Genomic DNA, 16,187 nt, shown 5'->3' on the forward strand with positions numbered 1-16,187 from the left:
TTTAAAGCCGGGCTAATCAAACCTTGAGTCCGGATATCTGAAAACCAAAAATTAATCTGATGAAGCAAACATTTATATACACCACCTTGCCCAATGGCAAAGTTACTGTTGACGGTCAGCAATATCTTCGGATTTCATTGCATTGCGGACTCAGGCTTTCTCATTCTTCAGCCACTACTCTGGATATCTTTCCGGAGGTTCTGCAATGGGCTCAAAAGATTAAAAATGTTTCCGGATTCAAAGTTCGCTGGAACGGCAGTGAAGTAGTTGCGGCAACAGGGAATACCTCCGTAATTGATACTGAGGTTTGGGGGACCCTCATTCATCCCGGGGTTAAAGTTTCAGCATTCATCGTTGAAGACAAGTCCGGGCTTAAGATTCACGCCTATCCGACTTATGAGATCAGCCAATCTCTGCTGAATGTCTATCGCGACTTCGGCATAAAAAGTCCTGTTAACCTTTTGAAACCGGGCCAGTTTCTGCAAAATGAAAACATCCGCCGGATCGGACGGAAATCCGTTGAGCCTGAGGTATTCAATGCTTATCAGAAAATTGAAGACAAGTCGGTGGCTAAAGCAGAGGTCAGGCAGGATATTAAGGGGTTGAACCTCGATAGGTCAGCCATGGTTCGGCCTATGGTTCAGCAACAACCTGTTATGGATTATCGACAGATTCTTCAGTCGGGGAACTATGCTCAAATACGAATCAAAGATAAGGAGCCTGCATTTCAATTTGCCCGTTTCCGCGATTTTCACAGGATAGACGTGGCAAGACCAATTCCCTCTGTCAAGCCGGTTGAAGTGCCTGAATTTGAGTTTCATGATATACTGGCTCAGATGAGCGACTATCCGCAAATGCTTAGAAAACTGGGGCTGGTTATCGACTTGATGGTTCCCTTCGATTCCTCTCTACCCCATGAAGGAAGGGTGTCGGCATTCCCGGTAGGATTGGAATTTAATGACCCCACGGAAGTCTCCGTTACTGCTACAGCCTATCGGATGACGTCGAAAGGATTTTTTGCAAGAGAAAAATCCGGAAGTGAGTTGAGGAACGGGTTTGTCAAGCTAAACACATCCGACTTTTCCGTTGCACAAATTGATACAGATGGAACGGCAATTCAGACCATCAATAAAGTGGATAATCAGGTGAAAAATGTGGTGGAGAAGGTTTCTGAAGTGCAATTACGGGTTAAAAGAATGACTCCCGATGAGGAATCTGTGGAAGATGAAGATGACGAAAGAGGTGAAGAAGTAGCTGGCGAAGAAGGGCTCCCTACCATAAAATCAGCCGGAATCGCAATCATTAAAAACAATGTTGAAACCTATCTTAATGCGCGGTTTGTCAAGGCGCGCCAGTTGGATGTTAAATTGGCTGCACCCCCGACGTTGCTTCCTGCGCAGCTCAGTCTGAATAGTCAGATGCTGGAGGTAAACCCGCAAATAACGGCCATGAAAATTCAGATTCCGGACTCGGAGGTTATGTATGCCAACGATCTGGTGATGGGATATCGCATGGATGTTGCTTACGCCAATCAGCCCGATAAGTGGTATTCGCTCCAGTTGAAACAGGATGAGATAACGGTTTATGATGAAAACAAGAATGCCTGGCCTGTGGACAACATCCTGCCTGATGAAGGTTTTAACCAATTGGCCCTGACCGAAGACGAGGAGGGTGAAGACGTATTTGTAACGGGTGTGGTGGCCCGTTGGACAGGCTGGAGTCTTGCAGTTGAAAGACCCGGATTTGCAATTAATGAAGCAGAAGGAACCGGGGAAGAGGCTAAGGATTATGTTAATAATGATGTGGCTGAAGAAGAAAAGAAATACGGCTATCATCCTGAAGCCAAAGTCCGGATGAATGTGCGATCCCATATTGTCCCCGGCACACTGCCCTCTTTGCGTTACGGGAATAGTTACCATCTCCGGATGCGTTACGTGGATGTGGCAGGAAACAGTGTGCCGCTGGAGGCAACTCCTGATAATCCGGCGGAGGCCATTGTGCAAAGCATCACTTATCGCCGTTATGAACCCATTGCGTCTCCCGTTGTTTTGGCCGGAAATAAATATAAGATAGGAGAAGATGTGGAGCGGCTGGTCATTAAAAGTGATGTGGATACCCCTGTACAAGACTATTCCGACCCGGGGGTCGATCCATCCGACCGTGAGGCGCGCCGACTTCTTATTCCACCTTCTAACAGCCAGCTGACTGCCGAACGCCACGGTAAATTTGAAAAGGCATTCTCAGGCAACATGCAGGAGGCCAAACTTATATACGGTCTGATCACCAGCCATGAAACTCCGCCGGGGGTGAACGATCCTCAAGATAAAGTCTATAACGCCGGTTCATTTAAACTTACTTACCTGCCTGATCCTGCTGCCGCCGGAGTAGCGGTTTTCCTGGCAGAAGATTACGAGGATACACATACGCAGAAATTTTCACCTCATCGGGTTGCATTTATTCCAACCGGTATGTTAGAGAATGGCAGCTGGCTGAATGTAAGGCCTGTTACCATTGAGTTGGTTGAAGGTGATGCCGGGTCTGAATGGAATGAATCCAGCCGCATACTTACCTTCTCTTTACCAAAGGGACATCGGGCAAGAATCAAATATACCTGCTACTGGAAGAATGAAGATCTTCAGACTCTTTCGGGGATTTGGGAACAGCTGTCCACCAAAAGCGGGTTTCATCAGGTACGTGATCATCTGCGTGAAGGGCGCCACTGGATGGTTAGTCCCGCACGGGAAATGGAACTTGTGCATGCTATTCAGCGGCCCCTCAGGCCCCCTGTTCTGAATGATTCGGCTGCTGACCGGGGTTATCTGGATACTCCGGCGTGGATAAAAACCCGGATTAGGATTCACGGACAAAGCACCGGTAAGGTTGAACTTGATGCTACCTGGAAAGAATGGGACGATAACCCTCTTAAACCCCTACCACTTGAAGTGAGCAACCGGAAATTGCTGGATTCGGTTAAAATCAAATACAATGAGCAGGTTCATCATGTGGGCTATTTTCCCCCCAGGAATCCTGAATTTAATGTCATCAATACGTTAGCTCCGGGTTCCCGTATTGAAAATATCCGGAAGCTTAAACTAAAACCCGGGGTGCAGCAATCCGGACAGGCTAAAAAGAAAGCGCGCATTGAGAATAAACAAGGAGATAATGCTCTAACGCTCAAGTTGCTGCCTGTCTTTTCAAAGGCATATGTTTTAAAAGCCTTTGGGTTGATGCATAACTTTGACGACACCAGACACCGGTTCGTGGATTACAAACCGATTGCCACTACCCGTTATCCCGAATACTTCAGGCAACCTGATGCGGAAGGAACCCTTAAACCTATTCAGGGACTTGCTTATACGCAGAAAGGGGAGCCCGTTCGTGTCAATATTTTAAGTTCTGACCGTCCTTCGCCCCCGGAGGTGGAATATATTATTCCCACGTTCAACTGGCACAAGTCGGGCGGAGAAAACCAGATTACCCATCTTCGCTCCGGTGGAGGATTGAGGGTTTATCTGAAACGGCCCTGGTTCAGTTCCGGGGAGGGGGAAATGTTAGGGGTGGTATTGGCGCCTCAGGGAACGGCAGAAAATCTTCCCGAATTGCCTGTTACCTATTCACAGTGGGGATCGGATCCTGTTTTTCCGTTCCCGGGAGACACCAGTTTTCATCTTGAGAGCAGCCATTTTAAGTGGCACAGCAAGGTGGACAGAGGCATTGTTTATCCAGGCATCAATGACTCAAAGGCAGATGTTGTTGCTTTTGCGCCACAATTCGATGCAGAACGCAAACTTTGGTATGCCGATTTATCAATAGATCCACTGACTCGCTATTTTCCTTTTGTTAAGCTGATACTGGCTCGTTATCAGGAACATTCTTTGCGAATTAGCAATACAGATGTTTGTCTTTCACCAGTTGTGGAGACCGATTTTATTCAACTGGTTCCCGAACGCAAAATAAAGCTGTCGGTTGAAAGAAGAGGCAATGTTGCCACTCAAATTAATGTGGAGATCTCGGGTAACAGCTATGCCGGCTTTGATAATTCTTTTGAGATAAAAATTATAAGTAGTAATATTCCTCAACCCATCTCAGGAGTTATCAGTGCCTCAGAGCCCGGGCGTGACTCAATCAATGAAGAAACATTAATCACCAATATTTCTTTTCCGGATAATTATAATTTTGTTGCTACGGCAAATTTCAGAATTACTTCCGGGTTGAGAAAAGTGCCTTTTGATGTAGTGGTTCTTGAGTATGAAAAAGCAGATAAAACAGGTCGCCGGAAGCTTGTTTTTGCCGATGAATTTAATGTAAATAAGAAGGAAAAATAATCATTTTTCTTTTTTAAGCATCACTTTAATATGAGGTATATATAGGCTTTTGTAAGCGATTGTTTTTGGGTGGTTTGCATTGGGTTTTGATCTCGTAAACTTGACGCAAATCACCTGTCGCTGTATCTTTACAACCGCTCTTTCGGCAAAGTATTTGGCGGTTTTTGGGAGCCAAAAAAGCATCCTGAAGTTTAGGGAAGAAGATTGCGAGTTCTGGTTAAATTTTATACTGATGAAACGACCATGATATTTTTTAAGCATAAATCTCACAAAAGAATATTTTTAAAGAATATTATGCGAGAGCGAAGCGATTCTTCCGAGCATTCGGAATTCTCATAGTTTTAATTAGGTAATTACAAAATTTTGAGCGGATGCAAGAAGCCCTGCTTTACGAAAAACTCGGGAACCAGAAAGTTGAATGCAACCTCTGTGCCCATCACTGCAAATTAGCTCCCGGAAAATTCGGGATTTGCAGGGTGCGTGAAAATATTGATGGTACGCTCTACACGCATGTTTACGGGCGGACAATTGCTCGTCATGTTGACCCTATTGAAAAGAAGCCTTTGTATCACTTCTTTCCGGGAACCCAGGCTTTTTCCATCGGTACCCCAGGCTGTAATTTTCATTGTGATTTTTGCCAGAATTGTGAGATATCGCAGGTGGTTTCGCCAGGTATTTTAACGGTTGGGCAGCCTGCAACGCCGGAGGAGATTGTGCAGGAGGCTCTGGACAGAGAGTGTAAAAGTATTGCATATACTTACACGGAGCCGACCATTTTTTTTGAGTATTGCAACGACATCGGGCCCCTTGCAAGAGATGTAGGGTTAAAAAATGTTTTTGTTTCCAATGGCTATATGACTTCCGAAATGCTGGAGCTGGCTGCCCCCTGGCTGGATGCTGTTAATATTGATTTGAAAGCTTTCAGGGATGATACCTATCGGCGGTTGATGGGTGGACACCTGCAGCCTGTACTCGATTCCATGAAAAAGATTATTCAGATGGGTGTCTGGCTGGAAGTGACCAGTCTGATAATCCCCGGCATCAACGACCAATCCCGGGAACTGCACGAAATGGCTCATTTTGTGGCCAACGAACTGGGCGTTGATGTTCCCTGGCACATCAGTCGTTTCTTTCCGGGCTATAAAATGCATGACCTACTTCCAACCCCCATAGATACCTTACAGAAAGCCAGAGAGGCCGGAACAGAGGCCGGACTCAATTATATTTACGTGGGGAATGTTCCTGCTTCCGCCGACCAAAATACTGTTTGTCCCCGGTGTGGGGCTACTTTGATTGAACGGGTGGGTTATAATGTTTTGGGCAATATTATTGAGAATGGCCGATGCGCTGAATGCGAGTATAAAATAGCGATGGTGGATTAATTCTGCCTGATACCCAATACGCAGGTCTCCTTACCATTCCGAACAATCCCGTCTTCGCCAAATACCCGCGCCCCTATGATGTAAATGCCCGGAGGAACTTTGGCATGGTCGTCATTGGTTCCGTCCCAGGTAATGATTCCAGATGTTCCCAGACTTTGGTTGTTCACCAGTTCTTTTACCTGAAAACCTTCAGCATCATAAACGGTAAAAGTTCCTTTTTTGCCGGGTTTATCAAAAAGATAAGAAATAATCAATTGGTCATCGTTTCCATCCAGATCGGGGGTGAAAATTTCCGGTGATACAGAAAAAAGTTTTTCCGGTTTCTCTTTTTTGGCTTTTATTTGCTGCGAATTTATGCTTCCGGGTGTTCCGTAGCCTGCCGTCGATGCGGCTGAATGCCAGGTCATGGGATTTTTGGAGGGGGCATCAAACTGGGTGCGCTCCAATGCTACACCCTTGGTATCTGCCAGCAAGGAGAAATGGTGGGATGGAGAATAATTCATCTGTTCGATTATGGTACCGTTTTTTCTTGCTACAAAAACAATTCCGCCTTCGGTTACATAGTTCGGCAGCCTTGGCAGACTGATGAGGTTTGATGTATCCGGCAACTTAAAATATTCTTTTACCCAATCGGCATCATTGGCAAAGCAGAGATAGGTTCCCGGAAGAAACCACCGGCATTTGTCTGATAAGGGAACCAGTGATTCGGGTATTCCTTCTTCTCCGCCACGCGCCAGGCATAGGCTGTCGAGCGCCAGAATTTTGTCTGAGTGGTTGTACAACTCCACATAATCGCAGCCGTCGATCGGTGGATCAAACAACAGTTCATTGATGATCACATCCAGACTGTCGGTTCGTCCCGGGAGCCCGAAAGAAAGTGTAGAGGGGCCTTTGAAAGGGTTACCCGCAAGGTCTGAAAAACCGGAGGGAACCGATAAATTGATTACCTCATTGGGGATTAATGATTCTTGAAATACAACCGTTAAAACATCTCCAAAGACACTGTCCTTGCTTAGTGCTTCAATTTTTACGTCCGGGGGGGAAAATCCTAATTCTTCAGCCTTTATTGTTGAAGCAGAAAGGGGTTCGCCAAAATTAAGCATCAGCACAGAGTCGTTATTTAGCCATGCGTCCATCAATCCGGGGCCTTGTGTATCCGGATTTGAGGTCTTTACCGAGTTTTCCATGCCGGGAGTCCCCCCTCTTTTGTTGCTGCAATAGGCCCAGTTGCTCAATGCGCAAGAGAGGTTGCCAGAGTCTATACATTCCAAAGACCAGCCGCCATCCTGTTTAAATTGAGGACCAGGCAGTAGCTCGGGATAACGAAAAGCGGTTGTTATCTGGCCAGAAGGGTTTCGCAGCACAATCTCTCCTCCACTGTTGGTAAGGGCAATCCACTTGTATGGAGTCAAGGCCTCCGGGAAATCTGTTTCGGTAGCTGTCAGTACTATATACCTGCCGGGGAAAAGAACATACTCCGGCAATTCAAAGATGACGCGGTTGATTTGTAAAGTCATCTTTTTGAGGTTAACCGGGAGGTCAGACCGGTTGAATAACTCAATGTATTCACTTTCCGGCAAAAGAGCTGGAGGCGACGGGTCGTGCATGATTTCGGTGAAAACCAGGTCGGAAAAAGCAGCTTCATGATAATAAATAGAATAAGGGCCGGAAGGTATGGTATCTCCGTTTGGTAAAATCAGGTTGTTGATGGATAGAAAAATCTCTTTAGCATCGGGGATTTTTCTCTTGAGATGTAACAGGTATTTTTCATCCGAAAGTTTTTCGATTTCTGACGTTCCTCCATCCGCATCGTTTGTCGTAAAACGCTCGGGAATCATTACTTCTTCTGGTATTTGCTGGTTGAAAATGAGTTCAATTGTTGTGTAGTTCAAAGTGTTTACTTCCAATACTTCGGGGGAGAGATAAGAAAAATACAAGGCGGTATCCTCCAGACAGGCTCCGTTTTGGTCGCACCATCCCGAGAAAATTAAATCTTCGTTTTGAACATCCGGTAGTTTCTGTTTCAAATAGATAACTGCATTGCGAAAGGTGGCGTCATATTGGGTATTCAGGATAAAATCCCCGCCAAAGTCAGGAATGGAAATGAGAGGGGAAGAAGCACTCTCATCAACGGGTTCCGAAAAAATTAGTTCAAGGGTGTGTCCGTTTTTTATCTGCATGGATTCTATTCGTGGAGGAACTGTGTCTTTGTATGCTTCGCCGGATATCTCTATTGGTTCCAGGAAAAATTTATCACGTCTTGTTTTGGTGTAATGGCAATTAAATCCGGCATATTCTGAAGAGAATCCTCTTTTGTAGGTTGTTGATCCTTCGGTTTTCCAGCCGTCTCCTGTATCGGTTTCCAGCTTCCAGTGTCCTCCTTTTCTGCGGGTTACTTTAACACGTGCAACCGCCGGACTGCTGTTCAGACAATCCTCAGCACCTTCGATCAGCAGCTGGTCCCGACCACTCTCTCTTTCCCATAGTGATATGTTGTCGTCGGAAGTTCCGGCAACCAGATAAAAACCGTTTTGGAAGGTTTCAGGGTCATCCGCTACCAGAACAATCTGAAGGTAATTGGAGGAGGAGGGATTAAATTCCATGCGAAAGCCGGTTTCCCAGACAGCATCCTCAAAAGCTGAAGACGAATGCCAGAGAAAGGCTTCCCCGGACTCTTCAGGGGCATTTAGTTGGATTAAATTATCTTCCTGATGATAAATGAACCATGCAGCATCTCCCAACCAGGGTTCGGGGAAGAATTCAAACGATGTGGCAATGCCTTGCTGCATAGGGAGAACAAACAGGAAAGCAGCAAAAAAACGAAAAAAAATCGGGTTCATGGGATTAGGGTTTATTACTTAAAAGTATTAATTTTGTGACGATTGTATCGTGTGGCCATAAAAAACCGCCGGAATGAAAAAAATCTTCCGGGGCGTAATAAACCCAGCCAGATGCAATTTATAAATTTTATTCAACAATGTAAAACTTAATATTAACAGATGAAGTTAGCAATTGTAGGTGTCAGCGGTGCTGTAGGACAAGAGTTTATGAGTATTCTGGAAACAAGAGATTTCCCGATTGATGAATTGGTACTTTTTGGGTCTGCCCGAAGTGCTGGTAAAAAATACACATTCAGGGGAAAAGAGCTGGTCGTCAAAGAACTTCAACACAACGACGATTTTAAAGATATAGATATTGCATTGACCAGTGCCGGTGGTGGAACTTCCATAGAGTTTGAGAAAACAATCACTAAGCATGGGGCGATTATGATTGACAATTCAAGTGCTTTCCGTATGGATAATGATGTGCCGTTGGTGGTTCCCGAAGTGAATGCCGCCGATTGTGCCAACGCTCCCCGGAAAGTAATTGCCAATCCAAATTGTACTACCATTCAGATGGTAGTTGCACTGAAAGCCATTGAGGATATTTCACATATTCGCAAAGTGCATGTTTCAAGTTATCAGGCAGCTAGTGGTGCCGGGGCCTCAGGAATGGACGAGTTAGAAAAGCAATTTCAGCAAATCGTTAATGGGGAAAAGCCCACTGTCGAAAAATTTGTTCATCAACTTGCTATGAATGTTATTCCTCACGTGGACGTTTTTACCGAGAACGGATATACCAAAGAGGAGATGAAGATGTTTAATGAAACGCGCAAAATAATGCATTCCGATGTGCAGGTAAGTGCCACATGTGTGCGTATTCCCATTTTGCGTGCCCACTCCGAATCTGTCTGGGTGGAAACCGATCGACCCGTAAGTGTGCAGGAGGCTCGTGAGGCTTTTGAAAAGGCTGAAGGTGTTGAAATTATCGATAATCCTGACAACAACGAGTACCCGATGCCATTGTTCCTTTCAGGGAAAGATGAAGTGTTCGTAGGGCGTATCCGTGCCGATTTGGCCAACCCTAACGGACTTACTTTCTGGGTGGTTGCAGATCAGATACGTAAAGGAGCTGCCCTTAATGCAGTGCAAATCGCAGAATATATGGTCAAAGAAGGGCTGATTAAATAAAATAGGGTAAAAGGTCATTCCTGTTCAAAACAAATATTTTCAATCTGCAAGCTTGTCTAAGGCCGACCTTGGCAGATGAGCCTAAAAACAAGGTTGATTTATCGAAAAATTGTCTCTGTTTGAGTCTCACGCGCACAGCAAGTGAGATGAGTTTTGACAATTTCGATAAAAGAACCGTAGTTTTTAGAGTGAAAGCTGCCGCAGTCTTGATGTTCTTTGCCTACTTTCTTATATCAAGATAAGAAAGTAGGTCAGGCTTTAAGGGATGAAATCCCTTTTGGAAAGTTTTTAACAGTATTGGTAAAAGGTCTGTTTAAAATGACCTTAATCTGATAACAAATAGGGTTGCTCCATACTGAGCAGCCCTGCTTTGTTTAAAGGGGAATAGTTGTCGTTTGCACAGAACGTTAATCATGGGTTCAATACGCATGGAATGATGAAGTTTCGATTAAGCAGAAACCTCCTCTTTCAAAACATACCCAACAGTAGGAATATTGTCGATAGTCAATTGGGTGTCGTCTTTCAGGTATCTTCTGATTTTGCTGATAAAAACATCCAGACTGCGGCCGTGGAAGTAATCCACATCGCCCCATAACTGCATAAGAAGTTCTTCCCGCTTGACGAGTTGATTTTTACGGTTACACAGCATTCGCAGTACTTCACTTTCACGGCGAGTGAGGCGTTGCAGGTTTTTCCCGGTTTTTAATGTTTGATTGGTCAGGTCGAAAGTGAATTTCCCTATCGGGATAGGTTCAACGGCATCATTGGATTCTGTGTGCCGATATATTCTTCGGGAAATTGCTCTGACTCGCCAGAGCAATTCATCTTTTTCGAAGGGTTTTACCAAATAATCATCTACCCCCAGGTCGAAAGCTTTTTGCTTGTCATCCTTGTGATTTCGCTTGCTGATGATAACAACCGGGATGTAGTGGTCACGTCTTCGCACCCTTTCAGTCAGTGTAAAGCCATCAATACCCGGAAGCATGAGGTCAAAAATGCAGAAATTGAACCTGCCATTGCAAAAAGCTTCAAATGCTTCATCTCCGTCGGCACAATGCACAACATCATGGCCGCAGGATTTTAGGAGATTGGAAAGGTCTTCTCCTAAAGAAAGGTCGTCTTCGACCAGTAGTATTTTCAGAAAATGGAAGTCCATCAGGTTCTTAAACAAGAAAGACTGGGGCAGGGTTTAAAATGCCCGGTCTTTTTAATCAAAGTATCTTCTTTTTGGGAATGGTGGCAATAAAGTCTTTCAGATAAAAAGGTTCGAAATAGGCCACATCTTCAAATTGATTTTTGTTCCAGGCTTTGTTGGCCAGTTCTGCCATGTTGCGGGCAAGCGGGCCTTCATCCTCCGGGAAAACAGCGTTGGGATGGGACAGCGCTTCGCGGCATTTTTCTGCCCCATTGCCAAAAAAGAAGATCTTCCGCTCGCTGAGGATATCCCGGTAGCTTTCCTGGTCAATAATATCTGCCGAAGTATCAGTCTGTTGTTGCATCCGACCATCGAACATGGCAGCATAAACCTCCATTCTGCGTGCATCGATCATAGGGCAATACCAACTGTTCTCTTCTGCTTCTCCGTTGGCTTTATCCTGAATTACCGGCCAGGCAAGTACGGATAATGAAGGGATAGCAATTAACCGCTTCCCGAGTGCGAAGCAGATTCCTTTCGCTGTTGAAACGCCGATTCGCAGGCCGGTGTAAGAACCCGGGCCGCTGCTGACTGCTACTGCATCGATATCACTCATTTCTATCGACACGGATGAGTCTTTAAAAAGGTCCTCTGTTAAAACAGTCAGTCGATTGGCGTGAGAATTGCCTTCATTCTCCTGCCGGGCGGCCACCACTTCCCCATCACAGGTGAGTGCTACAGAGCAAATTGTGGTGGAAGTTTCAATACATAGAATATACGCCATCTGGATTTTTTTTGGCAAAAGTAGCGAAACCATCTATACCATAAAAAGAAAAGAGGATTCTGTTTTGTTTTTTATTAGGTCGGGAATTGGTGTTAATAATGGCTGCTTGCAGACTAAACATTTTTCAGCTAAGCAAAAGGGCGTTGTGGGTGGTTACCCCTAAATTTTGGGGCACATTGTTTTTATGACAAAATTTACCGGTCCCCCCAGGTGGCAAACTTGAATAATTCCGGGACTTTAGCCCGCGGTAAGCTGGGTAAATGAATTGGTCCCTGAATGGGGCCAACTATTAATGTTTTGGCTGTTACAAAAATCTGTCATTACGAGTGTTGGTCCGAAGCAATCTCTAATGACAAAAACGCTGCTTTAAGTTATTGGAAGTAAAGTTGTAATATATTAAAAGTGTGTTTTTTATATTGTTTTGTTGTTTTGCAAAACAGGCTTGACTTTGCGGCTTGAAAATGGCGGACCGACTTCCGCTCAGTCGCTTTGTTTGGAAGGAATGTGCCACACGTGTTTTCTTCTGTTTGTGATACATTAAGAGCTCAGAGCTAACAGCCAGCCTGCCGTCTCTCATTTGCCTGATGTGGTTTTATTTTTTCTTGTTATCCTGATGTGGTTCAATGAAAATAGAAAGTGATTCCAACTGCCAGGCTCCAAACGTCCATCATGGTCACATATTCGGTGCGAATGGCCTCCAAAAGGTAGGCGTCCAGCGCGGAAAACTCAAAGTAGAGGCCCAGGCCGGTGAGGTGTTTATCTTTTATTGGCTGATGCCATTCGCCGCCCCAAAAGGGTGCCACATGTACTTTGTTCTGAAAGTAGTAGCTTTCCGGATAATGCGGAGGCAGCCGGCGAAAAGTATTGTTGGTATTTCCCCAGTTGATCAGCAAACCGGCTTTGGGCCAGAAATGATCGAACCAGGGTTTTTGCGTGAGGAAAAAGCTGTTTTTTAGGGAAATGGTATGTACGGTGACATCGCTGCCGCCCAAAACATCATTTAGCAAACCATAGGACAGCGTAGCTTCGTATTTTTCCCACAAACGATATCCGGCTCCTATTGATATATAACCAACACTCCCGGCGTATTGAATTTTGGCGTGTTCCGGAAAGAACCAACGTGGACGGTAACTGACTGTGTCTCCGGAAATCACCGTATAGCGGGGCCGATATATACGATCAATAAAATCAGCTCTTGGATGGGTGCCTTTGGAGTGAAACTGAGCATTTACACTGTCGGTCCAGATGAATATCAGAATTAGTATGATGAAACGAATCAACCGCATATTATACCCTTCTTTAAAATGATTGTCTATCTACCAGAAAGGTGTCCTGCTGTACTTCCAGGATTATAATTTCGCGATCGGTTGCATCCCCCGAGACCAAAAACGGCACTTCACATTCTGCACGGTTGCCATAAAAAAAACTGTGTGTATGTCCGTGAATTGATAAAGTTGTTTTTTGATCCTCCAGTATTCGGTAAAACAGAAAACTGTTCCCTATGCTAAAAGGGTCGCTCCAGGGAGGGATGTGAGAAATCAGGAACAAATGTGTTATCGTTTCGTCCGCTTCAAGAGCGCTGTGAAGCCATTCAAAATCCGGGTCTTCCATGTTTTTCTCAAGGATGATGTCATCAAAAAAAACAAACCGACAGTTGTTGTAATCGAAAGTGAAATTCAACGGTCCAAACATATTTTCAAAAACCAGGTTTCCGTTTGAAAGAAAATCGTGATTGCCGATAATAGTTGCCATAGGATGGCGGAGCGAGGAAGTAATTTCATTAAACCATACAAATTCCCGATGGATACCACTCAAAGTAATGTCCCCGGTATGAATGACAAAATCAATGCTGTCGATCTTGTTTAACGCAGATATTTGGTCTTCGAAATCATCATAATAAGTGTGGCTGTCGCCGATAATGGCAATACGAAATGGTTGGAAGGATTCACTGCTTTTGTTCTCAAAATTGGCAATGACTTTAGGATTTAGGTTTTGTGGTAAATCACCCGTTCCTGTTTGATAGGGACTGTATTCAATTAGGTTATCGCAACCGGCAAGAAAAAGTATAATAGTCCCCAATGCAAATATTGTTTCGTTCCTGCTCATATTTACAATTGTGTTTTGAGCAAAAGAACAGAGTTTTAGGTTTATTCTCAACCGGATATCGATGTACTATCAAAAACAAGGAGTGAAAAGACGAAACCGGCAGTTAAAGTGACATGCGATTAATGGGTGATTGGTAAACGGAAGAAGAAGCTGGCGCCATGGCCTGCCTCGGACTCTACCCAGATTTCACCATTCATAAGCTCTACCAGGCTTTTACAAATGGAGAGCCCCAGTCCGGTTCCTCCTTTGTTTTTGGCACCTACTTTTAATACCTGGCCAAAACGCTCGAATATTATCTTGTGGTGTTTCCCGGCAATTCCCACTCCGTCGTCATGCACAAAAAAGCGTATGTGTTCACCTTCGTTTTCAAAGCCGAAAGCAATATGGCCCCCCGGAGAAGTGAATTTGAAAGCATTGCTGATAAGATTGTTGAAGATTTGAGTGATTTTTCCGCCGTCAACGGTTCCCATGGTTTGTTCTTCAGGGATTTGAGTGGTTAGTTCTACCGATTTTTCTATGGCTTCTATCTCAAAGAATTTGGACAGGTCAGAAACCAGCCGGTTGAGGTTGACCCGGTCGGGCATAAACTGCACCTGGCCGGTTTCCAACTGTGAAACTTCCAGAACATCGTTGATAATGGCCAATAGCTGCTGCCCGCTTTTAACAATTACATCAATGCTTTTTTCCTGTTCTTCAGCGGAGATATCTTTGCTGCGCAAGAGCTCTGAAAAGCCCAGGATTCCATTCATGGGGGTGCGAATCTCATGACTCATATTGGCCAGAAAAGCCGATTTTAGCCGGTCGCTTTTTTCGGCCTGTTCTTTGGCTTCGATCAGATCCTGCTCCACCTGGCGGGCATGGGTGACATCGCGCACAATGGTCATTATGCGATCGTCGTCCACAAAGACCATTCGTGATTCAAAAACACCAAATTCTGAGCCTTCTCTCATTTCATATTCGTATGTTTCAATGCCTTTGTGGGTGACTACTGAAGCAATTTTTTCGTGTGTCAGACGGGCAATCTCCTCCGACATAAAATCATCAATCTTATGGTCGAGAAATACGTCGGGAGCCACAAACAGGTTGTTCCCACTATCAGCATGATAATCTTTAATGATTCCATTCCGGTCGAATACAAATATCAGGTCGGGGATCACCGCAAGCAGTCCTGTTATGCGGGCCTGGTTGTGTTGTGCTTCTTCTACAGCTTCTTTCAGGCTGAAAATTAGTTCTTTCTCCTGTGTTACATTGGTAAATGTACCTATGGCTTTTTCGGGAGCACCCTCCTTAAAAATCATGATTCCACTGGCCCGGTAATATTTAATCTGACCGTTTTTTAGTTTTACTTTAAATTCATCATTCCATTCTTCTTTTAAAGGGAAGCGCGTCTTCCAAAACTGTTCGACTCTTGCGCGATCATCCGGATGTATCAGTTTTACAAAACTGGAAAAGGTTCGGGGCGGAACTTCTGCGGAGCCAATATATCCTGAATTACCGAACCAGCTCATTTTATCGGTTTGTGGGTCCCACTCAAAGATGATATCGTTGGCATGGGTGGCTACAATCCGAAAACGCTCCTCGCTCTCGCGAAGCATCTCTTCAGCCTTTTTGCGAGCTGTGATATCCCGGCCCAATATGACAATTCCTTTTCGGCCTCCGTCGGGGCTGAAAACCGGTGTTTTAATTACATCCAGCCTTCGTTCGTCTCCGTTGGGAAGAGGGATAATTTCTTCAATGACCAAAGGTTCTCTGCTTTCCCATGCTATCTGGTCAGATTTGTCGCAATTCTCAAAGACTTCCGACAGTTCGGGAACCAGTTTTTTTAGGTGATCCTCATCTTTAAACAGGAAATCTTTTCCTTTAAGTCTGAAAAGTTCCTGAATAGAGTCATTTGCTTCCATCCACCGGCCTTCCCCATCTTTGAAACAGATGATGTCAGGGGTTGCGTTTATCAGTGCTTTTAATCTGTCTTTACTCTCTTTTAGTTCCTTTAGTGTGTTGATTCTATCGGTGTTGTCCTGTACGACCCCGATTACCCCTGTTGTTTCATTGGCCTGATTCAGGATGGGTGCTGTTTTAAGAATAATATTGAATTCCATGCCATTGATACTGGAAACATACGGGCCTTCATAATTCCCTTCTTCTCCTGACAATGGCTTTAGAATAGCAGGAAGTATTGAGCGGTCGTTGATTTGTTTGAGATCAAAATTGAGAAGTTTGGACGCAGGAGCCCTCAGAATGCTTATAAATCGGTCGTTGAAAGCTGAAATTTTGAGCGATGTATTGTAAAAAAACACACCTACAGGTGAGAAGTCAAAAAGTAATCTGAAACGGTCAGAATCGATTTCGTCTGTTGTATTCGTTTCGAAAAAGTAATTTTCAAATTGTTGTTCAATGCTGCGGCGGGTCTGGTCCATTAACAGGGTTTGAGATGGATTCCAGTAG

General features: G+C 44.6%; 9 protein-coding genes. 3 read left to right on the forward strand and 6 right to left on the reverse strand.

Annotated elements, in window-relative coordinates; translation table 11 throughout:
- Window positions 1-59: 59 nt before the first annotated feature.
- Both QZZ43_RS15245 and amrS read left to right on the forward strand, forming a co-directional pair.
- On the forward strand, window positions 60-4,325 hold the full coding sequence (locus QZZ43_RS15245; RefSeq protein WP_291861210.1) for a hypothetical protein: 4,266 nt from the start codon (window positions 60-62) through the stop codon (window positions 4,323-4,325).
- A gap of 371 nt (window positions 4,326-4,696) precedes the next feature.
- The gene (gene amrS / locus QZZ43_RS15250; RefSeq protein WP_291861212.1) at window positions 4,697-5,707 is read left to right on the forward strand and encodes an AmmeMemoRadiSam system radical SAM enzyme; all 1,011 of its coding nucleotides are present in this window, start codon (window positions 4,697-4,699) and stop codon (window positions 5,705-5,707) included.
- On the opposite strand, the gene QZZ43_RS15255 is transcribed toward amrS, so the two are convergent.
- On the reverse strand, window positions 5,704-8,547 hold the full coding sequence (locus QZZ43_RS15255; RefSeq protein WP_291861214.1) for a lamin tail domain-containing protein: 2,844 nt from the start codon (window positions 8,545-8,547) through the stop codon (window positions 5,704-5,706). The genes amrS and QZZ43_RS15255 overlap by 4 nt on opposite strands.
- Window positions 8,548-8,706: 159 nt before the next feature.
- Here QZZ43_RS15255 and QZZ43_RS15260 point away from each other — a divergent pair, with 159 nt between their 5' ends.
- On the forward strand, window positions 8,707-9,717 hold the full coding sequence (locus QZZ43_RS15260) for an aspartate-semialdehyde dehydrogenase (protein WP_291861216.1): 1,011 nt from the start codon (window positions 8,707-8,709) through the stop codon (window positions 9,715-9,717).
- 448 nt (window positions 9,718-10,165) lie between these two features.
- On the opposite strand, the gene QZZ43_RS15265 is transcribed toward QZZ43_RS15260, so the two are convergent.
- From QZZ43_RS15265 to QZZ43_RS15285, 5 genes are all read right to left on the reverse strand, one after another.
- Complete coding sequence (locus QZZ43_RS15265; RefSeq protein ID WP_291861218.1) at window positions 10,166-10,873, reverse strand: response regulator transcription factor; 708 nt, start codon at window positions 10,871-10,873, stop codon at window positions 10,166-10,168.
- 55 nt (window positions 10,874-10,928) lie between these two features.
- Complete coding sequence (gene tsaB / locus QZZ43_RS15270; RefSeq protein ID WP_291861220.1) at window positions 10,929-11,636, reverse strand: tRNA (adenosine(37)-N6)-threonylcarbamoyltransferase complex dimerization subunit type 1 TsaB; 708 nt, start codon at window positions 11,634-11,636, stop codon at window positions 10,929-10,931.
- 620 nt (window positions 11,637-12,256) lie between these two features.
- Window positions 12,257-12,922, reverse strand: a complete 666-nt coding sequence (locus QZZ43_RS15275; protein ID WP_291861221.1) for a hypothetical protein — start codon at window positions 12,920-12,922, stop codon at window positions 12,257-12,259.
- Between the two features lie 13 nt (window positions 12,923-12,935).
- On the reverse strand, window positions 12,936-13,742 hold the full coding sequence (locus tag QZZ43_RS15280; RefSeq protein WP_291861223.1) for a metallophosphoesterase: 807 nt from the start codon (window positions 13,740-13,742) through the stop codon (window positions 12,936-12,938).
- 119 nt (window positions 13,743-13,861) lie between these two features.
- Window positions 13,862-16,187: PAS domain-containing hybrid sensor histidine kinase/response regulator (locus tag QZZ43_RS15285; protein WP_291861225.1), on the reverse strand; the 2,326-nt coding region annotated here is incomplete at its 5' end.

Origin of the sequence: Marinilabilia sp. (assembly GCF_016278715.1) — a bacterium.
Classification (GTDB): Bacteria; Bacteroidota; Bacteroidia; order Bacteroidales; family Marinilabiliaceae; genus Marinilabilia.

What these genes read in the sequence shown, in the direction of transcription:
- QZZ43_RS15245 (WP_291861210.1), top strand. Translation starts at nt 60, where the DNA reads ATGAAGCAAACATTTATATACACCACCTTGCCCAATGGCAAAGTTACT.
- amrS (WP_291861212.1), top strand. Translation starts at nt 4,697, where the DNA reads ATGCAAGAAGCCCTGCTTTACGAAAAACTCGGGAACCAGAAAGTTGAA.
- QZZ43_RS15255 (WP_291861214.1), bottom strand. Translation starts at nt 8,547, where the DNA reads ATGAACCCGATTTTTTTTCGTTTTTTTGCTGCTTTCCTGTTTGTTCTC.
- QZZ43_RS15260 (WP_291861216.1), top strand. Translation starts at nt 8,707, where the DNA reads ATGAAGTTAGCAATTGTAGGTGTCAGCGGTGCTGTAGGACAAGAGTTT.
- QZZ43_RS15265 (WP_291861218.1), bottom strand. Translation starts at nt 10,873, where the DNA reads ATGGACTTCCATTTTCTGAAAATACTACTGGTCGAAGACGACCTTTCT.
- tsaB (WP_291861220.1), bottom strand. Translation starts at nt 11,636, where the DNA reads ATGGCGTATATTCTATGTATTGAAACTTCCACCACAATTTGCTCTGTA.
- QZZ43_RS15275 (WP_291861221.1), bottom strand. Translation starts at nt 12,922, where the DNA reads ATGCGGTTGATTCGTTTCATCATACTAATTCTGATATTCATCTGGACC.
- QZZ43_RS15280 (WP_291861223.1), bottom strand. Translation starts at nt 13,742, where the DNA reads ATGAGCAGGAACGAAACAATATTTGCATTGGGGACTATTATACTTTTT.